This is a genomic window from Pseudopontixanthobacter vadosimaris, assembly GCF_012979275.1.
Lineage (GTDB): Bacteria > Pseudomonadota > Alphaproteobacteria > Sphingomonadales > Sphingomonadaceae > Pseudopontixanthobacter > Pseudopontixanthobacter vadosimaris.
The window spans coordinates 22,867-44,843 of sequence record NZ_JABASZ010000010.1 but is presented as its reverse complement, the minus strand read 5'-3'; the positions used below and the strand labels follow the sequence as shown (position 1 = coordinate 44,843).

The following is a 21,977-nucleotide window of genomic DNA, read 5'->3' as shown; positions in this document are numbered from 1 at the left end:
CGGATCGCCTCCAGCGCAACCTTGGCCTTGAACTCCGCGCTGTAGCGCTTTCTCGTCGTCTTCATTCCCGTCCATTCCTCAGGTCGGGATTAGCTTAGCACCCTGTCCAGATTTCCGGGACCACCTCAACTGGAGCGGGTAGCGGGAATCGAACCCGCATCACTAGCTTGGAAGGCTAGGGCTTTACCACTAAGCTATACCCGCCCGCTGCGGTTGCGATTGCCACCATCTGCAGGGCTGCGTCAACATGCTTTAAACGCGCCAACGCATTCTTTGTTTGCCTTTGCCCTGCCCCGCCCTAGCTAGCCGGGCAGCATGTCCCATTCTGCCCCCGCTCAGGAATCGCAAGACAAGGCGCCCGATCCGATGTCCTTGCGCCTCAACCATCTCGACAGGCTCGAGGCCGAAAGCATGCACATCATGCGCGAGGTGGTGGCCGAATGCAGCAATCCGGTCATGCTCTATTCCGTGGGCAAGGACAGCGCGGTCATGCTGCATCTGGCGCGCAAGGCCTTTTACCCCGCGCCGCCGCCCTTCCCGCTGCTGCATGTCGACACGACCTGGAAGTTCCGCGAGATGTATGCCTTGCGCGATCGTATCGCGAAGGATGCGGGCATGGACCTGCTGATCTGGCAGAATGAGGAAGCCCGGCAGCGCGGCATCAATCCCTTCGACCACGGCCCGATGCACACCGACATGTGGAAGACTCAAGGGCTCAAGCAGGCGCTCGACCATTACGGGTTCGATGCGGCCTTTGGCGGTGCGCGGCGCGACGAGGAGAAGGCCCGCGCCAAGGAACGGGTCTTTTCCTTCCGCACCACTCGCCATGGATGGGATCCGAAGAACCAGCGGCCCGAATTGTGGAACCTCTACAATACCCGTCTGGCGAAGGGCGAGAGCATCCGGGTCTTTCCCCTGTCCAACTGGACCGAGCTGGATATCTGGCAATATATCATGGCCGAAGGCATAGAGATCGTGCCGCTCTATCTTGCCGCTCCCCGTCCGGTGGTGGAACGCGACGGCATGCTGGTGATGGTCGATGATGAACGCTTCCCGCTAGCACCGGGCGAGGAACCGGAGATGCGCTCCGTCCGCTTCCGCACGCTGGGCTGCTACCCGCTGACCGGCGCCGTCGAGAGCGAGGCGGCCACGTTGCGCGACGTGGTGCAGGAAATGCTGCTGACCACCACGAGCGAAAGGCAGGGCCGCGCCATCGACCGTGACGATGACGGCGCAGGCATGGAAAAGAAGAAGCAGGAGGGGTATTTCTGATGGTGCCGCCCCATGCTTCATCCGATACGATCGCCCGGTCCGGCTACGCCACCGACGCTCTGGCGGCAGAGGACATCGACGCTTATCTGGCCAGTCACCGGGAAAAGGGGCTGCTGCGCTTCATTACCTGCGGCAGTGTGGATGACGGCAAATCGACCCTGATCGGTCGGCTGCTCTACGATTCGCGGATGATCTTCGAAGATCAGCTGGCGGCCCTGGAAAGCGATTCGCGCCGCCACGGCACGCAAGGAACGGACCTCGATTTCGCTTTGCTGGTCGACGGGCTCTCGGCAGAACGGGAGCAGGGCATCACCATCGATGTCGCCTATCGCTTCTTCTCGACCGAGAAACGCAAATTCATCGTCGCCGACACGCCCGGCCATGAACAATATACCCGCAACATGGTCACCGGTGCGTCGACGGCGGATGCCGCCGTTATCCTGGTCGATGCGCGCAAGGGGGTGCTGACGCAGACCCGGCGCCATTCCTATGTCGCGCATCTGCTCGGCATCAGGAACATCGTGTTAGCGGTGAACAAGATGGATCTGGTCGGATATGATCAGGCCATCTTCGACGTAATCTGCCGTGACTATGCGGGTTTTGCGGACAGGATCGGCATAGCTGCCTTCACCGCCATACCGATCAGCGGTTTTCGGGGCGACAACATCGCCTCCGCCCCATCGCCGCAGACGCCGTGGTATTCCGGGCCGAGCCTGATCACCCATCTCGAACAGGTCGATATCGGCACATCCATTCTTCAGGACAAGTCATTCCGGATGCCCGTACAATGGGTCAACCGGCCCGATCTCGATTTTCGCGGGTTCGCAGGCCGGATCGCGGCAGGGACGGTGCGCCCGGGCGACGAAGTGCGCATCGTGCCCTCCGGCCGGACGACACGGATCGCGCGCATCGCGGCGTTCGGGGGCGATCTTCAGGCAGCGGTCGCGGGACAGTCCGTCACTCTGGTGCTGGCAGACGATGTCGATTGCAGCCGCGGCGATGTGATCGCCAGCGCCGGCGATCCGCCCGAAAGCGCCGACCAGTTCGACGCCTCGATCGTCTGGCTCAGTGACGAGGCGCTGATGCCGGGGCGCGGATATTGGCTGAAGCTGGGAACCCAGACGATCACCGCATCCGTCCAGCAGCCGAAATACAGTATCAACGTCAACACGCTCGACCGTCTCGCCGCGACCACCTTCGAGCTGAACGAGATTGGTGTGGCCGAAGTGCAATGCGACCGGGTGCTGACATTCGCGCCTTATGAAGAGAACCGGACGCTGGGCGGCTTCATCCTGATCGACAAGCTGACGAATGCAACCGTGGGCGCGGGCATGATCAATTTTGCGTTGCGCCGGGCGCAGAACGTGCATTGGCAGGCGCTCGACATCGACCGCGAGACCCGCGCCCTTGCCAAGGGGCAGAAGCCGCAGGTGCTATGGTTCACCGGCCTTTCCGGTTCGGGCAAATCGACCATCGCCAATCTGGTGGAAAAGAAGCTGCACGCGGCGGGCAAGCATACGTTCCTGCTCGATGGCGACAATATCCGCCACGGGCTGAACCGCGACCTCGGGTTCACGGATGCCGACCGGATCGAGAACATCCGCCGGGTGGGCGAGGTGACGCGCCTGATGACCGATGCCGGGCTGATCGTGCTCACGGCTTTCATCAGCCCCTTCCGTGCCGAACGCGAGCTGGTCCGGGCAATGCTGCCGGAAGGCGAGTTCTGCGAGATTTTCGTCGACACGCCGCTGGAGGAAGCGGAACGCCGCGATGCCAAGGGCCTTTACGCCAAGGCGCGCAGCGGCAAACTGAAGAACTTTACCGGAATCGACAGCCCCTATGAACGCCCGGAGAATGCCGAAATGGTCATCGACACGATGAACACCACGCCTGACGAAGCTGCGGCGGCCATTGCTGCCCGCATCCTCGGCGTCTGGGTACCGCAGCTGTGAACGAAGCCGATCGGGCTGCCATGAACGCGCAGGATGCCGAACTCGCCGCCGTGCTTGCGGCAGAGGCGGGCCAGCTCTTGCTGGAGCTGCGCGATCGCACCGGATTGACGGGGCGCGAACTAGGCGATGCGGCGGATGCAGCCGCCAATACGCTGCTCGTCGAATCCTTGCGCGACATCCGGCCGGGTGACAGCATCCTGTCCGAGGAATCTACCGACAATCCGGATCGGCTGAACCGGGAACGGGTCTGGATCGTCGATCCGCTGGACGGCACGCGCGAATATGGCGAAGGGCGCAGCGACTGGGCAGTGCATGTCGCACTCGCCATCGGCGGCCGCGCCGTGATCGGCGCCGTAGCCTTGCCTGGCACGGCCGGATCGCCGGTGCTGCGGTCGGACCACCCTCTGCCCCTTCCGCCTTTACCGGCTTCTCCGCGCATGGTCGTCAGCCGCACCCGTCCTGCCGCCGAAGGTGCCGTCGTGGCGGAAATGCTGGGGGCGCAGTGCATCCCGATGGGTTCTGCCGGGGCGAAAGCCATGGCCGTGGTGCGGGGCGAAGCGGAAATCTACCTGCATTCCGGCGGGCAGCATGAATGGGACAACTGCGCGCCGGTTGCCGTGGCGGCGGCACATCGTCTGCATTGTTCGCGCATCGACGGGGCAGCCATGCGCTACAACAATGCCGACACCTTCATCCCCGATCTGCTCATATGCCGCCAGGAATATGCCGATCGCGTGCTCGCGCTCGTCGCCCGATCTGCTGTAGAATCCGCAATCAGTTGATCGCTCCCCCGATTTCGCGCGAAGGTTCGTCTGTCGTGGAAATCAGGGGTTCGATTGGAGGCTCCGCCGGCGGGCCGTCCGGCACGTCCACGAACAGTTCGACACGCCGGTTTGCGGCGCGGCCTTCCTCGTAAGGCTCGCCTTCCTCGGTTGCATTCGGGGCGATGGGCCGCATTTCACCCAGCGCGATCACGCGTATGCGGCTTTCGCTTATACCATTCTGCACCAGATAGTCGCGCACGGCTTCGGCCCTTGCAAGCGAAGCGCGAAGATTGGCCTCGTCGCGTCCGACCGAGTCGCTATGTCCGCGCAGGACGATGGGACCGCCGATCGCAACCTGCGGCGATTCGAGAATTTCCGCCAGCATGGCCTCGGCTGCCGGGCCCAATGCAGCGCCGCCTTCGGCAAAGGGGATCACCGCTTTCAAATCCTGCATCGCCGGCTCTTCGCGCACGACCTCGATGTCGGGGCGGATAATGGAATTGGTCGCCATTGCGCCGTCCTGTTCGGCGATCGCCGTCTCCTCCGAAGCAGGCGCAATTGTGTCATTGTCGCATCCAGCCAGCGCCATCGAGGCAATCAAGGCGGTTCCCCAACGCATCATCTAAATGTCCCTTCTTGCTATCGTGCCGGACTGGCCGGCTGCAGTGTGCGGGTTGCCATCGGCCCCGCGCTGCCATTTACGTCGGCTGCGGCTTCGGTCCGCGGCGCGCCGCTTTCTTTGCTGCCTTTTCCTCCGCGGTGCGGGTCACCGGCGGCGTATAGCTGAGGATGAGGTCACCCGCGCGCGGTTCGGGGCGTGATGCATGCGTAAAGAAGCGCATGCGTCCGCTCTCCCGCAGCAGCAGCAGCATATGTGCCGTATCGGGCAGCTTTTCCTGCGCGTCATCGAAGTCGAACTGGTCGGACAGCTTCGTTTTCCGGAAGACCCACCCTTCCGCCTGTCGCTCGTTCACATCCTCCACCCCGAAGCCCGATTCGAACAGGGCCCGCCCCCGCAGGCTCTCGGGCAAGGCACGGGGATCCGCTTCGTTCACGTCACCTAGCTGATAAACCGAATCCCGGCCGATCTCGTAAGCGAATTCATTGCAGACAAGCGCGTTATAAGCCTCGTTCTCGGTCGCAGCCACCAGCACCTGGAACGGGTTGAGGTCGAGATTATGTTCTGTCGCCTCGTTCAGGATCTCGCCGTGATAGAAGGGCAGGCCCTTCTGGCGCGCCGGAGTGAGGCGTTGCCAGCTCGAATCCACGATCATCACCGGTGTTTTCAACTCGTGCATCTGTTCGGCCAGCGCGATAGTCCAGGAATTGGAGCCGACGATCAGCAGGCCAGGCCGTTCGTTGCCCTTGATCTTCAGCCAGCGCGCGACGAGGTCGATGGTGAAGCCATGGGCGACAATGGTGGTGACCACCACGGCGAAGCTGAGGCCGATCAGGACATTGCCATCGGCATAGCCAAGCTCGCTCAACCGCAGAGCGAACAGGCCGGAAATGGCGACAAGCACGATGCCGCGCGGTGCGATCCAGGCGACGAACAGCCGTTCGTTCCACGGCATCGACGTGCCGAGCAGGCTGAGCAGCACGGTAACGGGGCGGACGATGAACAGTAGCGCGAGCAGGAACAGGCCGAACCGCCAGTTGAGATAGGACAGTTCCTCCACTTCCAGCGAGGCTGACAGCAGGATGAAGATGCCCGACACCAGCAGGACGGCGATATTTTCCTTGAACGGGTGGATCGACCGCAGGCTGGAGACATTCATGTTGGCCAGTGCCACGCCCATGACCGTGACCGCGACGAGGCCGGCTTCATGCTCGATCTGGTTGGAGAGCACGAAAACACCGATCACGGTGGTGAAGAGGACCGGCACTTTCAGATATTCGGGCACCGCTCCGCGCGGGAAGGTCCAGGCGATGACCCAGGCCGCGCCATAACCGATCAGACCGGCGATCACGGCTGCGATCAGCAGCGGAGGAACCACTTCGAACACGGTCGCACCATCTGCCGACAGGCGGAAATATTCATAGGCGATCACCGCCAGCAGGGCACCGGTCGGATCGTTGACGATGGATTCCCATTTCAGCACCGAAGCGGGTCGGGCCTGAACGCTCGACTGCCGGAGCAGCGGCAGGACGACAGTGGGGCCGGTCACCACCAGGATGCCGCCGAACAGGATGGCCACAGGCCAGACGAGGCCGGCTATGTAGTACCCCGCGCCCGCGCCCAGCGCCCAGCCGATGATCACGCCGACCGTGGCGAGCCGCCAGACCGAATCGCCCGAATGTTTCAATTCCCGCAAATCGAGGCTGAGACCGCCTTCGAACAGGATCAGCGCGACGCCGATGCCGATCATGGGTTCGAGCAGATCGCCGAATATTTCTTCGGGATTGAAGATATGCAGGACTGGTCCGGCCAGGAATCCGGCAGCGAGCATCAGCACGATGGCTGGCCAGCCGGTGCGCCAGGCGATCCACTGTGCCCCGATCCCCAGAACCCCGACAAGGGCGATGACAAGTGCCTGTTCTTCCATCGTCACGCTTCTAGGCGGTAAATGGCTGCGGGGCAAAGAATGGCTGATCGAAATTCATATCAGCTCCGGCGCACCAGGGATCAGCGGCATCCGGACCGATGCGCATGGTTCAGTCACCCGCGAAACTGACGAGCGCGTCGACCTGCACCCCGGCGCTCCGCAAGCGGTCGGCACCGCGCAGATCGGGCAGGTCGATGACGAATTCGGCACGCGAGACAATTGCGCCCGCTTGTCGCAGGAGGGTGACCGCGGCCAGGGCCGTGCCGCCAGTGGCGATAAGGTCGTCGATGACAGCCACTCGTGATCCGATGCGGATCGTATCGGGGTCGAGTTCCAGCCGATCATCGCCATATTCCAGCGCGTAATCGACCGAGATCGTACGGCCCGGCAATTTGCCCGGCTTGCGGATCGGCACGAAGCCGATCTTCAGTTCGGCTGCGACGGCGGCACCGAAAATGAAACCGCGCGCCTCCATGCCGGCGATTGCGGCCAGATCATGCCCGGTCAGACGATCCGTCAGATGCCCGATGGCGGCGGATAGACCCGCTCCATCGGCGATCAACGTCGTGACGTCGCGAAACTGGACGCCTTTTACCGGGAAATCCGGCACCGTGCGGATGAGCGCGCTTACATCGGCCAGGCTCATCCGATCGCTAATGACGGGATCAGTCCTTACGCACCGGCTTGATCCCGGACCAGATCTGCTTCTTCGCCAGCCACGCCAGGATCGTGGCGAACAGCAGGAAGCCCAGTACTGGCCAGCCTATCGACTTGCGCTTGGCCATGGTCGGTTCGGCAGTCCAGGTCAGGAACGCGGCGACATCCTCGGACATCTGCTCGATCGTAGGCGATCCGCCTTCATAGGCCACCTGTCCGGCCGAGGTCAGCGGCGGCGCCATGGCAAGGTTCAGGTTCGGAAAATAGCGATTGTAATACAGGCCCGGCGGGGTGGAGAAGTCGGGAAATTCTTCCTTCAGTTCCTCGGGAATCGCGCTGTATCCGGTCAGGAGCGAATAGACATAGGCGGGTCCGTCGTGGCGGGCTTTCGTGATCAGCGACAGATCGGGCGGAATGGCGTTGTTGTTCGCCGCAGCCGCAGCCACGGCATTGGGATAGGGCGAGGGGATGTAATCGGTGGGCCCGGCAGCGCGCATGACCGCTTCGCCGGTGTCGGGATCCACGCCCGGAACCTGGAATTGCGCGGCGATCGCCTTGATTTCGGCCTCGGTATATTCGAGGTCGGCAAGATCGCGGAAAGCGACGAATTTCAGGCCGTGGCAGGCTGAGCAGACTTCCTGATACACCTTGAATCCGCGCTGCAGCTGCGGAACGTCCCACGTGCCGAGCACACCGTCGCTCGCCAGATCAAGCTCGGCCGGATATTCGTGGAACGCGTGTTCGGCGGTTTCCTCGCCGAAACCTTCGGTCGCGGCGGTGAATGCGCCGGTCGCGAAGGACCACAACACGCCCAGGGCGAAGAACAGGCCGGCGAGGATACCGATTATGCGGATCATGTCAGTAGCTTTCCAATTCCTGCGTTCGTCACACCGCGGGCGAGGCGTTTTCGCCCAGCATGGGTTTCTTGTCGGAGCCCAGCACGGCCTCGGTAATCGAATAGGGCAGCGGCTGCGGCCTCTCGATGGATGAGATGATCGGCAGGATCACCAGGAAATGCAGGAAGTAATATGCGGTCGCGATCTGGCTCAGCATCACGAACGGCTCTTCCGCAGGGGCGCCGCCGCAATAGAACAGAACCAGCATGGTGGGGATCAGGCCGAACCAGAAGAACTTGCGGAACAGCGGGCGATAATGGCCGGACCGTACCGGGCTCTTGTCCAGCCAGGGCAGGAAGAACCACACCAGGATCGACGCGAACATCGCGAGCACGCCCAGCAGCTTCGCGGGGATGAAAAAGATGTCCTGCGTGAAGGCGCGCAGAATGGCGTAGAAAGGCCAGAAATACCATTCGGGCACGATATGCGCGGGCGTAGAGAGCGGGTTCGCCTCGATGTAATTGTCGGGATGGCCCAGGTAATTCGGCAGGAAGAACACGAAGGCCATGAAGACGAGCAGGAAGATCCCCAGCCCGAAGCCGTCCTTCGCCGTGTAATAGGGATGGAACGGCACGGTATCGCTCTCGCCCTTCACCTCGACACCCGTCGGGTTCGACGATCCGGGAATATGCAGCGCCCAGATATGCAGGATGACCACCCCGGCGATGACGAAAGGCAGCAGGAAATGCAGGCTGAAGAAGCGGTTGAGCGCGGCATTATCGGGCGCGAAACCGCCCAGCAGCCACACCTGCAGCGGCTCGCCCACCAGCGGGATGGCGCCGAACAGGCCGGTGATGACCTTCGCGCCCCAGAAGCTCATCTGGCCCCATGGAAGGACATAGCCCATGAAAGCGGTAGCCATCATCAGCAGGAAGATGACCACGCCCAGCAGCCAGATCATCTCGCGCGGGGCCTTGTAGGAGGAATAGAACAACCCGCGGAAAATATGCAGATAGATGACGACGAAGAAGAAGCTGGCGCCGTTGGCATGCGCATAACGCATCATCCAGCCCCAGTTGACGTCGCGCATGATGTGTTCGGTCGTGGCGAAAGCGACGAGAGCGTTCGGCGCATAATGCATGGCCAGGACTATGCCCGTGACGATCTGCAGCATCAGCGCGAAACCGGCGAGAACGCCGAAATTCCACATGTAATTGAGGTTGCGCGGCACCGGATAGCCCGCACCGACCGCATTATAGACGAAACGCGGCAGCGGCAGCCGTTCATCGAGGAACCTGGTCAGGCCGGTCTTGGGTTCGTAAGCTTGCGCCCAGGGAAAACTCATGTCGCTATCTTTCCTCAGCCCACCGTGATCGTCGTGTCGGTCGTGAATGCATATTCGGGGACCAGCAGATTGGTCGGCGCCGGTCCTTTGCGGATGCGTCCCGCCGTGTCGTAATGCGACCCGTGGCAGGGGCAGAAATAGCCGCCGAATTCACCCTTGTTCTCACCCTCGGCAGCGCCCAGCGGCACGCAGCCGAGATGGGTGCAGACGCCCATGGTGACGAGCATGTCGAGATGCCCTTCGCGAGTCCGTTCGTCCAGCGTTTCGGCATCACGAAGCGAGCTGACGGGCACGGCCTGCGCTTCCGCGATTTCCGCCGGAGTCAGGCGGCGGACGAATAAGGGCTGCTTGCGGAACACGGCCTTGATCGCCTGACCCGGCTCGATCGCGGAAACATCGACTTCGGTAACCGCCTCGGCCAGAACGTCTTCGGATGGCGCCATCTGGCTGATCAGCGGATAAAGCACGAAGACGGCCCCGACTCCGCCTGCACTGACGGCCGCGATATTGATGAAATCACGACGGCGTACGCCGTCGTGAGGGGCACCGTCATTGGCCATACCGTCATTCGCCGGGTCATCGATCTGCCTGACCGGAATGTCGGTGGATGCGGTACCAATTGTGTCAGCCATCAGCTCTTGCCTTGCCTGCCGCGACCCGATCATGCGGCGGTCGCGTTGTATTTGACGGTATCTTCGCACCGGGGAACCCCGGCACGCCGGGTCGCGAAACCGCCTGCAAGGACGATGTATTCACTACCGGTTTTGGCGCGCTGATAGTGACTAATGCGCCCAATGCCAACCGGATTCTTGCCACGATCGCGGGCAGTCCCGACGCGCGAAGCAGCCCTTCCGCTACGGCGCCGGTTGCCCCCGACCCTTCAGGGGGCAGGAACCGCGATTATGGAAATTTGGCGGCCGCCCGTTGCCAGCCCGCGATGGGTCGCAAGGCGAAAGGAATGGAAACGGCCGGGATGGCGATAGGTGTCGATCGCCAGCACCTCGCTCTTTCCCACTCCCGCGTCTTTCAGCCTTTGAAGGACGTAGCCGGGAAGGTCGAAGTGCCAGCGGCCATCCTGTCCGGGAGCGAAAAGCGCCGCATCGCCCGGTGTGAAATGGCGTTTCAGATCCTCGCCAACCTCGTAACTTGGTTGCGCTATGCACGGGCCGATGGCTGCCCTGATCCGGTGCGCCCGTGCGCCCGCGCGCACCATGCATTCGACCGTATTGCCGATGATGCCGCCTTGCGCCCCGCGCCATCCGGCATGGGCGGCAGCGACGACACCGGCCTCCCCATCCGCAAGCAGCACCGGCGCGCAATCGGCTGTCACGATGCCGATGGCGATGCCGGGCCGGTCCGTCACCAGGGCGTCTGCTGTCACATCGCGGTCGTGGCTCGCCGCATCGGCCGCGAAAACCACATGCCCCGAATGCACCTGCCGAACCATCAGCAAAGGACCGGGCATATTCATGGCGGCCAGTGCAGCGGCTTCGTCGGAAACCTTGCTGCCCTTGTGCATGAAGGCGTGGGGAACATTGTGCAGCACCCCCGCCCGCTCCGCTCCCGTTCCCTCAACCCCCTTACCCTCAGCCAAGGCTGCGGGTGACCTGCTCGAACGTGTCGCGCGACAGTCTGGCAGCCTTGGCGATGCGCTCAAGCTGTTCGCGCATCATGGCTGCGCGGCGGGGTTCGATGCGCCGCCAGCGGCCCAGCGGCGAAACGAAACGCGCAGCGACCTGTGGGTTGATTGGGTCGAGTTCGAGGATGAGATCCGCGATCATCCGGTACCCCTCGCCGCTCTCGGCATGGAACCCGTGCGGATTACCGGCAAAGGCCATGTACAGGCTGCGGACCCGGTTGGGATTGGTCAGCGTGAAATCGGGATGCCTGGCCAGCGCCTTGACATGGTCGAGCACTGCCGGATGGAGCGAGGATGCCTGCAAGGCGAACCATTTGTCGATGACCAGCGCGTTGCCGTCATAGCGGCGGTGGAAGTCGATCAGCCGGTCGGTTCGCGCGGCGCTGTCGATGCCGGTCAGCACCATCAGCGCGCCTTGGCGGTCGGTCATGTTGTCGGCCCGGTCGTATTGTTCGGCCGCCATCCTTGCGGCAAGCTCCGGGTTTCCGGCCGCCAGATAGACAAGCGCCTGCGTCTTCAGCTTGCGCGCACCGCGCGAGGCGACATCGGCGGAAAAGGCGATGCCGCTCGCCCGTGCATGCGCGGCGACAAGTTCGCCTTCCAGCTGCGCGGCCAGCCAGCCCTTCAGGGCTTCGCGTTCGGCATGGATGCGTGCGGGGTCCGCAATCAGCATCTGTTCGGCGATATAGGTCTGGCCGGGCATGGTCATCAGTTCCGCCCGCATCGAATCGTCGAGCCGTTCGTCCTCCAGAACCGAACGCAGCGCAGCCGCGATCGCGCTGCGCCCCTTGTCGCGCTCGCTGGCGTCCAGCCCTTCGCGCAAGCTGGCGGTCAGATGGCCGAGCATCAGATCCTGCATCGCTTCGTATCGTGCAAAGGCATCGTCGTCATGCGCGGCAAGGAAGGTGAGGTCGTCGCGCGAGATGTCGCGGGCGATCCGCACCGGTGCGGAAAATCCGCGATTGACGGACAATACCGGCGGCTGCGCCGATCCTTCGAAGGTGAGCTCCATTTCCGCTTTGTCCAGCATGACCAGCCTTTCACCGTCATGGGTACCGGTGGCGCGGTCGAACAGGGCGATCTTCAGCGGGATAGGCATCGGGTGCTTGGCCGGCTGGCCGGGCGTGGGGGGCACGGTCTGCGCGAGATGCACGGTGAAGGTTTCGCCTTCGTGGCTCGTGGCGATTTTCACCTGCGGCGTGCCGGCCTGGGAATACCACAGGCGGAACTTTTCCAGGTCCAGCCCGGCACCGTCCTCCATGCTGCGGATGAAATCCTCGCAGGTCGCGGCCTCGCCGTCGTGGCGGTCGAAATAGAGGTCGGTGCCTTTGCGAAAGGCTTCCGGCCCGGCCATGGTCCGCATCATGCGGATGACTTCGGCACCCTTGTTGTAGATGGTGCTGGTGTAGAAATTGGATATTTCGCGAAAACTGTCGGGCCGGATCGGATGCGCCAGCGGGCCAGAATCCTCGGGGAACTGGACGCTGCGCAGAATGCGGACATCCTCGATGCGCTTGACCGCCTCGCCCTGGCAATCCTGGCTGAAAAGCTGGTCGCGCAGGACGGTGAAGCCTTCCTTCAGGCTGAGCTGGAACCAGTCGCGGCAGGTGACGCGATTGCCCGACCAATTGTGAAAATATTCATGCGCGATCACGCCTTCGACCGCATCGTAATCGCCATCGGTCGCGGTTTCAGGGTCCGCCAGCACATATTTGGTGTTGAAGACGTTCAGACCCTTGTTCTCCATCGCGCCCATGTTGAAATCGCTGACGGCGACGATGTTGAACAGGTCGAGATCATATTCGCGGCCGAAGGTGTCCTCGTCCCATTTCATGCTTTTCTTCAGCGACTGCATGGCATGATCCGTGCGCGCGAGATCGCCTTCGCGAACATGGATGGCGAGGTCGACCTCGCGCCCGCTCATCGTGATGAAGCTGCCGCGATTGGCGACCAGATCGCCTGCGACCAAGGCGAACAGGTAGGATGGCTTCAGCCACGGGTCGTGCCATTCGGCCCAGTGCGTGCCGTCGTCATTGTCCCCTTCACCCACCTTGTTGCCATTGGACAGCAGGACGGGAAAGCGCGCCTTGTCGCCTTCCATCCGCACCCGGTAGCTCGACAGGACATCGGGACGGTCGGGGAAGAAGGTGATCCGGCGGAAACCTTCGGCCTCGCACTGGGTGCAGAGCATGCCGGCCGATGCGAACAGCCCCATCAGCTGACTGTTGGCCGCAGGGTTCACCTCGGTGACGATGCGGATTTCATGCTCGTCGCCGGGGAGGGAGACCAGCAGGTCGGCCCCGTCCATGGTCCACCCATGCGTGATTGCGCCATCCACCTCGACCGACAGGGGTTCGAGCGCATCGCCGTTGAGGCGGATGTGGCGCGCACCTTCGCCTGCGTTATTGGCGCCCTTCGCCTCATCTATCTTGCGGTTCACCTTCAGCGTCGCGACGATTCGGGTGCGTTCAAGCCCCAGCCCGAAATCCAGTGCGATTTCCGGCACGTTCCAGAGGAAAGGCTGGTAATCCAGCCGCCGGATGGTGGCGGGGTGCTGCGGTTCGGGCGCGGCGTCCGCCATCTCGTGATTGCCGCTGGCGGTGGACGGCGTAGGGGCGATATCCATGAGAAGATCCTGTCTCGGGTCGGTTTGGCCGCAGCGAGAGTCGCGCAGCGGGGTGCATTGGAGCGTTCATGCGCTATAACGCGCCACATGGTCCATATGTTCATTTTCGGGCTGGGTTACACCGCCAGCCGCATTGCCGCTGCCGTTCGGGCAGCGGGAGGGCGCGTGGAAGCGACAGGCAGCGCCGGCGATATCGTCTTCAATGACCCGGACGCGGTGCATGGTGCCTTGGCGCAAGCAAGCCATGTCCTCTCGAGCGTGCCTCCTGCCGATGGCAGCGACCCCGTGCTCGACCGCTACGGGTCAGCGCTTGCCGAAAAGCGCCTGCTCTACCTCTCCTCCACCGGCGTTTACGGCGATGCGCAGGGTGCCTGGGTCGACGAGGCCTCGCCCACCGGACACGGGCGGCGTTCGGCGCGGGCGCAATGCGATGCGCGCTGGCTGGAAGCGGGCGCAAGCGTGTTCCGCCTGCCCGGTATCTACGGCCCCGGCCGCAGCCCGCTCGACCGTGTGCGCGAAGGGCGGGCGCACCGGATCGAGATGCCGAATCAGGTGTTCAGCCGCATTCACGTGAACGATATCGTGCGCGGGATCATGGCCGGTCTGGGTGCGCCGCCCGGTGCCTATAATCTCGCCGACGATCTTCCGGCCAGCCACAATCGGGTGACGGAGGAAGCCTGCCGCCTGCTGGGGCGCACGCCGCCGCCGCTGCAGAGCATGGACGAGGCCGGACTGTCGCCGATGGCGCGGGGCTTCTACGCCGAAAACCGCCGGGTCGCCAATGGCAAAGCCAAGCGGGTGCTGGGCTGGCGGCCCGCTTACCCCGACTATCGCAGCGGGCTTCGCGCATTGATGCAAACGAATTAGGGGATCGCCGTTCTGATCCCGGCTTCTTCCGCCGCGGTGACCGGCGGCGCCACCGTCACGCGCCGGGCACGAAGCGCCAGAACCAGGCCGATCAGCGCGAGGACGGCCCCGAGCACTGTCAGCGGGGTCCATTCATACCCTTCAAACATGGTCGTCAACAGCATCGCGACTATGACGGTGACGATGCCATTATAGGCCGCTCGCCCGGCACCGATGGTCCGGACCAGCGTGTAATGCAGCGGGAAGGTCACCACCGACCCCGCCAGCGCCAGCCACGCAATGCCCGCCCAATAGCTGGGCCGCGTGGGTATCTCGGGCGCGCCCGCCGTCCAATATGCCAGCGCGAAATCGGCGATGGTGCCATACAACATCGCCCAGGCGAGCAGGCTGACCATCGGCAGCGCGCGGCCCGTCTCGTTCGCCTGCACCACATTGGCGATGCTGGCGGACAGGATGCCCATGGCCGCCAGCGCAATGCCGAGGCCAATGTTGCCGCCAAGGGGCGACAGCCGCGCCTCGTGAATCAGCAGCATGGCGATGCCCGACAGCGCGACCACGCTGCCGATGACGAAATTGCGCGTGACCGCATTGCCGAGCAGAAAGCGGCCGAAAATGGCGTTGGGGACGATCAGCATGGTGAACATCACCGCCACGATGCCGGACGTCAGATGCAGTTCGGCCCGGTAGACGAAATTGAAATTGCCGCAGAACTGGGTGATTCCGATGGCCAGCGCCAGCCACTGGCCCTTGCGCCCGATGGACAGGCTCTTGCCCATCAGCCGCGCCACGATGAACATGGCCGGCGTCGCCAGCAGGAAACGCCACGCCACGCTCCAGCTTGGCGGCACGCCGTCGATCTGGTCCTTGATGACCCACCAGGTGCTGCCCCAGATGATGCCCGTCAGGATGAAGGGCAGCACGATGGCGGGTCGCATCAGCCCGTGCTTCGGCGCTGCTTCGTTCACAGGCCAGAGATCGCGCGGGCAAGGTCCATGGCATCATCCTGCCGGCTGTTCCAGGCGGTGACGAAGCGCGCGGCATCGCCCCCCCAGTCGTAAAAGGCGAAGCCCCGTTCCCGCAAAGCATCGCGTTCCGCCGCATTGCAGCGGACGAATAATTCGTTGGCCTCCACCGGACGCATCAGCCGGTCGCCGCAGGATGCGGCGATTTCCGCCGCCGCCGCATTGGCCGCCCGGGCGTTTTCCAGCCACAGATCGCCCTCCAGCATCGCCAGCAATTGCGCCGCCATGTAGCGGCCCTTGGATTGCAGATGGCCTGCACGCTTGCGGCGATAGCGGGCGACATCGGCCAGCGCCGGGTCGAAGAACAGGATTGCTTCGGCGTTCATCCCGCCATTCTTCACCACGCCGAAGCTGAGCGCATCGACCGATCCCGCCGCCTCGCCCGCCGGAACATCCAGAAACGCCGCCGCATTGGCGAAACGCGCACCGTCCATATGGAGGCGCAGCCCTTTCGCGCGGGCACAATCCGCAATTGCCGCGATTTCATGCGGGCGATAGGCGCAGCCATATTCGCTGGCCTGGGTGATGGAGATGGCGTGCGGCTGCACCTGATGGACATCGTCGCGAATGGGATCGACCACGGCGCGGATGGAGTCGACCGTCAGCTTCGCATTATCGCCCTCCGCCAGCAGCAGCTTGGCGCCGTGCAGATAGAACCCCGGCGCGCCGCCTTCGTCCATCTCGATATGCGCCTCCCGGTGGCAGACCACGCCGCCATGGGGCTGCACCATGGTGGCAAGTGCCAGGCAATTGGCGGCGGTGCCGGTCGCTACCCACAGCGCCGCGCACTCCCGCCCGAAAGCGGCGGAGAAGGCTTCGTCCATCGCCTGCGACAGCCGGTCGCCATCATAGGGGCTGTCGGCCTGGTCCACTGCGCGCATCGCCTCCCACAGGCGCGGATGACAGGGGGCGGCATTGTCGGACAGGAACAGCTTTGCGGTCATGGGAACGCCCATAGTGACCGGCCCGTTGAAGGCAAGAAGCAGACGCTATTATCAGGAGAATCGCCTTGGCCGACAATATCCAGCCGCAAACCGATGTCGATATTACCCATCATGACGAGACCACGCATGGCGAATATGTCGCCAGTGTCGAAGGTGCAGATGCGGAGGGCAGGCTGACATGGACGGCACGCGGCAACGCCCGCATCGCCGATCACACGCTGGTGCCGCCGGCGATCGGCGGACGCGGCGTGGCGCTGGAACTGGTAAAGGCGCTGGTGGCCGATGCGCGAAAGGAGGGCTTCACCATCGTCCCGCAATGTTCCTATGTCGAAGCGCAGTTCCGCAAACATCCCGAATGGGCCGATCTGCGCGCGCCGGTGGAAAGCTGAGGGCGAAGATGGTGATCAGCCGCCGGATCAGCCCTGCATCAGGGCGCTGAAATCGCGCGAATGGATGCTGGCGAGGATTGCCCGGCGCAGTTCACCCGCGCGGGCGATCTCGACGCCCCGCAGCGCGAACTTACCGCCCGCAAGCCCGAGATGCAGCGTGGCGTAGCCGCGCCTGCGGGCAAGCGGCCCCTGGACGATCTCCGCCGATTGCAGCTTCACCCGGCTGCCGACTGACAGTTTCGGTGCCAGCCAGCCGCTGCGGTCGTAGATCTGGTGCGCGTCCAGCGCGTGACGCTCGTGCCGCCAGAGAAACATCTGGCGAATGGCGTGAGTAATGGCTGCGGCGGGGGCGACGAACAGCAGGGGCCAGTGCTGGCTCCAGTGCTGGCTCCAGTGCTGGCTCACGCCCTCGCCGTTCAGCAGCAGGATAGCGGCCAGCACGGCTGTGACGGCAAGCAGCAGACCGCTTTCGATCAGCGCCCTGTTGATCCGGTAATTCGCACTGGTCCGCCGCCAGTCCAGCGCATCATCCGCCGTTTGGGGCAGGGAGAAACCGGCTGCTCCCGCAATCGGGACAAGCTCCGCCGGTCTGGCGAAGGGCGCGACGACATGGCTGGCACTGCCCGAATCGCGTGCAAGGCTGACGAATTTCAGCCCATGCCAGCCGAACAGCCGCCGGATCATCCCCGTAGTAATTTCGATCGCCTGTACCCGGTGTATCGGCATCACCACGTCGGTTCGCGTGAACAGGCCGCGGCGGCGGCGAAAGCCCCTGTCCGTCCGGTCCAGCCGGAAGCCCCAGTCGCGCATCACGGTGCGAATCAGGCCGGTGGCCATGCCGATGACGGCCAGGATCGCCGCCGCGATCAGGGCGCCCGCCACCTGCGCTGCGAAGCCGAGGCCCTGCAACCACGCGCCCGGCCCGGCGAGGCGCTGCTGCCAGCCATCGAAATCCCACAGATCGAAAGGCAGCAGGAAGTCGAATTGCTGCGCCGCACCGGCAAGGACCGCGACCACCGCCAGCGAAAATTCGAACAGGCCGAACGTCAGCAATCGCTTGCCATCCATGGCGAAGAGCGGCGCAGCCTCGGTTTGCGCCGCCCGCAATCCTGCCGTTTCGTCGCCTGCGTCATCCGCAACCGGCCCTGAAGGGGCGCTGTTGCGGATGCGGACCGTTTCCCGCAGCGCTTCGCCTTCCGCTTGGGACAGATAGGCGAGCTTCAGTTCGTCCTTGCCACCCGCTCCGGTTTCGAACCGCACCTCCACCAGCCCCAGCAGGCGCGGAATCAGGCCCTGTTCAAGGCTGACGTCCTGGATGCGCTCGAAGGGCACGGAGCGCGCGGCACGCGACAATATGCCGCTTTCGACGCGAATATCGTCCATCCCGATCCGGTAAGTCAGCCGCCGCCAGGCCAGGTAGCCGATGCCCGCCGACAGGATCGCCACGACCACCCCCAGCCCCAATGCAGCCGCGAGGCCGAGCCTGAGATCATCATTGGCGAAGACCAGCGCGGCCATCGGCAGCACGGCGTTCCTCACCCCCTCGATTCCCCCCACGATGAACCCGAGCGGGTGCGTCCGCCTGCCTTCCGCCGTTCCGCCCGGCACGGCTCGCTCTGCCGCATCTGTCAGACGGGTGCCGGAATCATCGTGAAGGCTCACAGCGTCTCGCGGCCGATCTGTGCGCGAATCGCCTCACGCATGGCGCGTGCCTCCTCATCCAGCAGCCCCGGCAGACGCACGCTGGCATTGTGGCTGCCCGCCGTATGCACCGTCAGCGTCGACAGCCCGTAATAGCGTTCCACGAGATCGCGATTGACGTCGATATGCTGCACCCGCCCGAACGGCACCACCGTGTCGGACCGGAACAGCAGGCCGCGCACCACCCGCAGCCGTTCGTCATTCACGGCATAGCCCCGCGCATGATACCGCCGCATCGGCAGGCGCAGCACGAACAGGCCCAGCAGAATGAGCACCGGCAACAGGACGACGCCCGGATAGATCGCCTGCGCCGATTCGACGATCAGCGCCGCGATCAGGACCGGCAGCGCGATCACCAGAGTCCAGATGCGGAGCACCTTGGCATAATCCGGATGGAGCGGGCGCAATCCATCCTTCCTCTCCACCGGCGCGGTGGTTTCACCGATTCCGACCGGCTTGGCCGCCGGGCTTTCGGCCTCTTCAACGTGATCGGTGGACATGCAGCAATATCCTGTGCACCTCAGGTGCGCTGATTGAAACGCCGGCCGACGAGGCTCGCCGCGATGTTGGTTTTCTGCACGTCGGTAGTACCGCCCGCGATTCCCCAGGCAAAACCGTCGCGTAGCCGCTGTTCCATCGCATATTCCTTCGAATAGCCGTAGCCGCCCATCACCTGCACCCCTGCCTGCGTAACCTTGCGGACCATCTCGTTCGAAAAGCATTTCGCGATGCTGGAATCATAGGTGGAGGGCAGGCCGAACGGATTGGCCTCTTCATCCCCGCTATCCGCCTGCGCTGCCGCGCGGTGGATCAGCAGGCGCGCGGCATCCACCTGCATCGCCATGTCGGCAAGCTGCATCTGCACGGCCTGAAAATCGACGATGGGCTTTCCGAACGCCCGGCGCGACTGCGTATATTCCAGCGCATCCTCCAGCGCCGCGGCGGCGATGCCGAGGCCCATGGTGGCATTCCCGCAGCGCTCCAGCCCGAAAGCGCGCATCAGGTCGCCGAACCGCCCCGGCCCGGCGATCAGATTGTCCAGCGGCACCGCCACATCCTCCAGATAGATATCGGCGGAAGGTATGCCGCGAAAGCCCATCATCTCCTCGCGCTTGCCGAAGCTCACGCCCGGCGTGTCGCGGTCCACCAGCACCGCGCCGATGCCCCTGGCCCCTTCGATACCGTCGAAGCGGCACCAGGTGACGTAATGATCGGAATGGCCTGCGCCCGAACTCCAGCGCTTGGTGCCGTTCACCACGACAGTATTGCCCTCGGTCCGCGCCGTGGTGGCAAGGTCGGTCAGCGCGGTGCCTGCATCCGGTTCCGACATGGCAATGGCGACGATGCCCTCCCCGCGTATGACCCGCGGGATGATGCGCTGCTTCAATGCTTCCGATCCGAACAGTTCGACGATGCGGACAGGGCCGGTCAGCGCCTCGAAAACCGGGAAGGCGACGGCGGCGGAAATGCGGGCGAATTCCTCCAGCACGATCAGCGCGTCGAGATGCCCCAGCCCCATGCCGCCATGGGCCTGCGGCAGATTGATGCCGAGGAAGCCCATCTCGCCATAGCGGCGCAGCATATCGGACGGAACCGGGCGGTCGTCCCTTTCCAGTTCGCGCGCCAGCGCCGGCAATTCGCTGCGGGCAAATGTTCGTGCCGCATCCTGCAGGCTCGCCTGCGTCTCGTTCAGGGTAAAGTGCATCGCAATTTGTCTCCCGCCATTCGGCAGGAGCGATAACCGCTCGGACGGATAAGGGAAATGGTGCTGCTGGAGAGAATTGAACTCTCGACCTCAGCCTTACCAAGGATGCGCTCTACCACTGAGCTACAGCAGCACACCATTTCGCTGGATTCGCGGCATGTGCCGCCGCCCTTTGCGGGCAGGGGCGCGCTATTGGCTACAGGTCACCCTCTTGTCAAGCGCGCGCCGCTGCGGCAATCGCCTGCGGTATGGCAGATAAAGCGAACATCCCCCCGGACACTCCTTCGCGGGAAGAACGCCTCGCCGCGAAACTGCGCGAGAATCTGCGCCGCCGCAAGGCGCAGGCCCGCGCCATGGTGCCGGGTTCCGGACATCCGGGCGGAGCAGGCGATGTGCCGCCCGCCGATGCCACCCTTTCCAACCCCGATGCGAAAAGCTAACGGCTCGACGCTCCAGCAACTCTTGCCCATACTCACGGAGCCTGCGCCATGCCCACTCTCATCCTCATCCGCCACGGCCAGAGCCAGTGGAACCTGGAAAACCGCTTCACGGGCTGGTGGGATGTCGATCTGACCGAGCAGGGCGTGGCCGAGGCGAAAGCGGCCGGCGCGTTGCTGGCGGAAAAGGGCCTGCTGCCGACGCGGGCCTTCACCTCGCTACAGACGCGGGCGATTCGCACGCTGCATCTGGCGCTGGCCGAATGCGGGCGGCTGTGGATCCCCGAAGTGAAGGACTGGCGGCTGAACGAGCGGCATTACGGCGGGCTGACCGGGCTGGACAAGCAGGAAACGCGCGACCGGCACGGGGATGAGCAGGTGCATATCTGGCGCCGCAGCTTCGACACGCCGCCGCCCGAAATGGAAGGGGGCCACCAGTATGATATGGGTCGGGATCCGCGCTATGCAGGGGTGACGGTCCCCGCCAGCGAGAGTCTGAAGATGACGATCGAGCGGGTGCTGCCCTATTTCCGCAGCGCGATCCTGCCGGTGCTGGAACAGGGCGAGAGGGTTATCGTCTCTGCCCATGGCAACAGCCTGCGCGCTCTGGTCAAGCACCTCTCCGGTATTTCGGACGAGGATATCTCGGAACTCGAGATCCCCACCGGCCAGCCCATCGTCTATGAATTCGACGATGCCATGCGCGCGGGCGAACGCGCCTTTCTGAAGGATCGCTGAGATGGCGGGCGGCGCGCGGCAGGGCGGGTCCGTTCCACGGGTCGCCATCGTCATGGGCAGCCAGTCCGACTGGCCGACGATGAAGAACGCCGCCGACGTGCTGGACGAACTGCGCGTGCGCCATGACACGCGCATCGTCTCGGCCCATCGCACGCCTGAACGCATGGTGGAATTCGGGCGGACGGCGGCGGATATGGGGTTCCGTGTCATCATCGCGGGCGCGGGCGGTGCGGCCCATCTGCCCGGTATGCTGGCGGCACTCACTCACCTGCCGGTGCTGGGCGTTCCGGTGCAGTCGAAGGCGCTTGCCGGACTCGACAGCCTGCTGTCCATCGTCCAGATGCCCGCCGGCATTCCCACCGGCACGCTGGCGATCGGTGAGGCGGGCGCGACCAATGCAGGGCTGCTGGCAGCGAGCATTCTCGCCCTGTCCGATGGTGATCTGAGCAGCCGCCTGATCGAATGGCGCAGCGCGCGCTCCGCCGCCGTGGCAGACCGTCCGTTGAGTTTCGACGAAAAGGGCCGGGATCGATGACG

General features: G+C 64.0%; 21 protein-coding genes and 2 tRNA genes. 8 read left to right on the top strand and 15 right to left on the bottom strand.

Translation table 11 applies throughout. From position 1 onward, the window contains the following. Positions 1 to 130: 130 nt before the first annotated feature. Positions 131 to 204, bottom strand: a tRNA-Gly gene (locus HG250_RS01825). 111 nt (positions 205 to 315) lie between these two features. On the opposite strand from HG250_RS01825, the gene cysD reads away from it, so the two are divergent. Genes cysD through HG250_RS01810 form a run of 3 tightly spaced genes read left to right on the top strand, consistent with a single transcriptional unit; the run spans position 316 to position 4,006 of the window. Next, entirely contained in the window at positions 316 to 1,272 is a 957-nt protein-coding gene (cysD, locus tag HG250_RS01820; protein ID WP_170002244.1) for a sulfate adenylyltransferase subunit CysD, read from the top strand. Then, on the top strand, positions 1,272 to 3,224 hold the full coding sequence (cysN, locus tag HG250_RS01815; protein WP_170002242.1) for a sulfate adenylyltransferase subunit CysN: 1,953 nt from the start codon (positions 1,272 to 1,274) through the stop codon (positions 3,222 to 3,224). Before cysD ends, cysN begins: the two co-directional genes overlap by 1 nt. A gap of 20 nt (positions 3,225 to 3,244) precedes the next feature. Further along, entirely contained in the window at positions 3,245 to 4,006 is a 762-nt protein-coding gene (locus tag HG250_RS01810; RefSeq protein ID WP_170002264.1) for a 3'(2'),5'-bisphosphate nucleotidase CysQ, read from the top strand. Here HG250_RS01810 and HG250_RS01805 read toward each other — a convergent pair. The 8 genes from HG250_RS01805 to pepN form a co-directional block, all read right to left on the bottom strand. Further along, positions 3,999 to 4,610 carry an OmpA family protein gene (locus HG250_RS01805; RefSeq protein ID WP_170002240.1) on the bottom strand — a complete coding sequence of 204 codons (612 nt, stop codon included), beginning with the start codon at positions 4,608 to 4,610 and terminating at the stop codon, positions 3,999 to 4,001. The two genes, HG250_RS01810 and HG250_RS01805, sit on opposite strands and share 8 nt — an antisense overlap. A 76-nt stretch (positions 4,611 to 4,686) precedes the next feature. Next, complete coding sequence (locus tag HG250_RS01800) at positions 4,687 to 6,534, bottom strand: cation:proton antiporter (RefSeq protein ID WP_170002238.1); 1,848 nt, start codon at positions 6,532 to 6,534, stop codon at positions 4,687 to 4,689. Positions 6,535 to 6,643: 109 nt separating this feature from the next. After that, complete coding sequence (locus HG250_RS01795; RefSeq protein ID WP_170002236.1) at positions 6,644 to 7,180, bottom strand: adenine phosphoribosyltransferase; 537 nt, start codon at positions 7,178 to 7,180, stop codon at positions 6,644 to 6,646. Positions 7,181 to 7,199: 19 nt separating this feature from the next. Next, entirely contained in the window at positions 7,200 to 8,048 is an 849-nt protein-coding gene (locus HG250_RS01790; RefSeq protein ID WP_170002234.1) for a cytochrome c1, read from the bottom strand. Positions 8,049 to 8,076: 28 nt separating this feature from the next. After that, a complete protein-coding gene (locus tag HG250_RS01785; RefSeq protein ID WP_170002232.1) occupies positions 8,077 to 9,372 on the bottom strand; it encodes a cytochrome b in 1,296 nt (431 codons plus the stop codon). 14 nt (positions 9,373 to 9,386) lie between these two features. Beyond that, positions 9,387 to 9,932 (bottom strand): ubiquinol-cytochrome c reductase iron-sulfur subunit, encoded by a 546-nt coding sequence (petA, locus tag HG250_RS01780; protein ID WP_240956852.1) that lies wholly within the window; start codon positions 9,930 to 9,932, stop codon positions 9,387 to 9,389. Between the two features lie 320 nt (positions 9,933 to 10,252). Then, positions 10,253 to 10,966, bottom strand: a complete 714-nt coding sequence (locus HG250_RS01775; protein ID WP_240956849.1) for a purine nucleoside phosphorylase YfiH/LACC1 family protein — start codon at positions 10,964 to 10,966, stop codon at positions 10,253 to 10,255. Then, positions 10,959 to 13,637, bottom strand: coding sequence for an aminopeptidase N (pepN, locus tag HG250_RS01770; RefSeq protein ID WP_170002228.1), 2,679 nt, complete (start codon positions 13,635 to 13,637; stop codon positions 10,959 to 10,961). Before pepN ends, HG250_RS01775 begins: the two co-directional genes overlap by 8 nt. Before the next feature lie 87 nt (positions 13,638 to 13,724). Here pepN and HG250_RS01765 point away from each other — a divergent pair, with 87 nt between their 5' ends. Next, positions 13,725 to 14,504: a Rossmann-fold NAD(P)-binding domain-containing protein gene (locus tag HG250_RS01765; RefSeq protein WP_170002226.1), complete on the top strand. Its 780-nt coding sequence runs from the start codon at positions 13,725 to 13,727 to the stop codon at positions 14,502 to 14,504. On the opposite strand, the gene HG250_RS01760 is transcribed toward HG250_RS01765, so the two are convergent. Both HG250_RS01760 and HG250_RS01755 read right to left on the bottom strand, forming a co-directional pair. Continuing rightward, on the bottom strand, positions 14,501 to 15,469 hold the full coding sequence (locus HG250_RS01760; protein ID WP_338103818.1) for a DMT family transporter: 969 nt from the start codon (positions 15,467 to 15,469) through the stop codon (positions 14,501 to 14,503). The two genes, HG250_RS01765 and HG250_RS01760, sit on opposite strands and share 4 nt — an antisense overlap. Beyond that, complete coding sequence (locus HG250_RS01755) at positions 15,466 to 16,470, bottom strand: threonine aldolase family protein (RefSeq protein WP_170002224.1); 1,005 nt, start codon at positions 16,468 to 16,470, stop codon at positions 15,466 to 15,468. Before HG250_RS01755 ends, HG250_RS01760 begins: the two co-directional genes overlap by 4 nt. A gap of 65 nt (positions 16,471 to 16,535) precedes the next feature. Here HG250_RS01755 and HG250_RS01750 point away from each other — a divergent pair, with 65 nt between their 5' ends. Then, on the top strand, positions 16,536 to 16,859 hold the full coding sequence (locus HG250_RS01750) for a GNAT family N-acetyltransferase (RefSeq protein WP_205763491.1): 324 nt from the start codon (positions 16,536 to 16,538) through the stop codon (positions 16,857 to 16,859). A 27-nt stretch (positions 16,860 to 16,886) separates the two neighbouring features. Here the strand turns inward: HG250_RS01750 and HG250_RS01745 are convergent, their stop codons facing one another. The 4 genes from HG250_RS01745 to HG250_RS01730 all read right to left on the bottom strand — a co-directional run bounded on the left by HG250_RS01745 (position 16,887) and on the right by HG250_RS01730 (position 20,398). Further along, positions 16,887 to 18,521, bottom strand: coding sequence for a PH domain-containing protein (locus tag HG250_RS01745; RefSeq protein WP_338103817.1), 1,635 nt, complete (start codon positions 18,519 to 18,521; stop codon positions 16,887 to 16,889). Then, entirely contained in the window at positions 18,518 to 19,060 is a 543-nt protein-coding gene (locus tag HG250_RS01740; RefSeq protein WP_170002222.1) for a PH domain-containing protein, read from the bottom strand. Before HG250_RS01740 ends, HG250_RS01745 begins: the two co-directional genes overlap by 4 nt. Before the next feature lie 20 nt (positions 19,061 to 19,080). Beyond that, positions 19,081 to 20,265 carry an acyl-CoA dehydrogenase family protein gene (locus HG250_RS01735; RefSeq protein WP_170002220.1) on the bottom strand — a complete coding sequence of 395 codons (1,185 nt, stop codon included), beginning with the start codon at positions 20,263 to 20,265 and terminating at the stop codon, positions 19,081 to 19,083. Positions 20,266 to 20,323: 58 nt separating this feature from the next. Beyond that, a tRNA-Thr gene (locus HG250_RS01730) sits at positions 20,324 to 20,398 on the bottom strand. A gap of 115 nt (positions 20,399 to 20,513) precedes the next feature. Between HG250_RS01730 and HG250_RS01725 the strand changes: the two genes are divergently transcribed. Genes HG250_RS01725 through purE form a run of 3 tightly spaced genes read left to right on the top strand, consistent with a single transcriptional unit; the run spans position 20,514 to position 21,975 of the window. Then, on the top strand, positions 20,514 to 20,705 hold the full coding sequence (locus tag HG250_RS01725; RefSeq protein ID WP_170002185.1) for a hypothetical protein: 192 nt from the start codon (positions 20,514 to 20,516) through the stop codon (positions 20,703 to 20,705). 48 nt (positions 20,706 to 20,753) lie between these two features. Then, positions 20,754 to 21,440: a 2,3-diphosphoglycerate-dependent phosphoglycerate mutase gene (gene gpmA, locus HG250_RS01720; RefSeq protein ID WP_170002218.1), complete on the top strand. Its 687-nt coding sequence runs from the start codon at positions 20,754 to 20,756 to the stop codon at positions 21,438 to 21,440. A 1-nt stretch (position 21,441) separates the two neighbouring features. Then, on the top strand, positions 21,442 to 21,975 hold the full coding sequence (purE, locus tag HG250_RS01715; protein ID WP_240956848.1) for a 5-(carboxyamino)imidazole ribonucleotide mutase: 534 nt from the start codon (positions 21,442 to 21,444) through the stop codon (positions 21,973 to 21,975). The last annotated feature ends 2 nt before the right edge of the window (positions 21,976 to 21,977 follow it).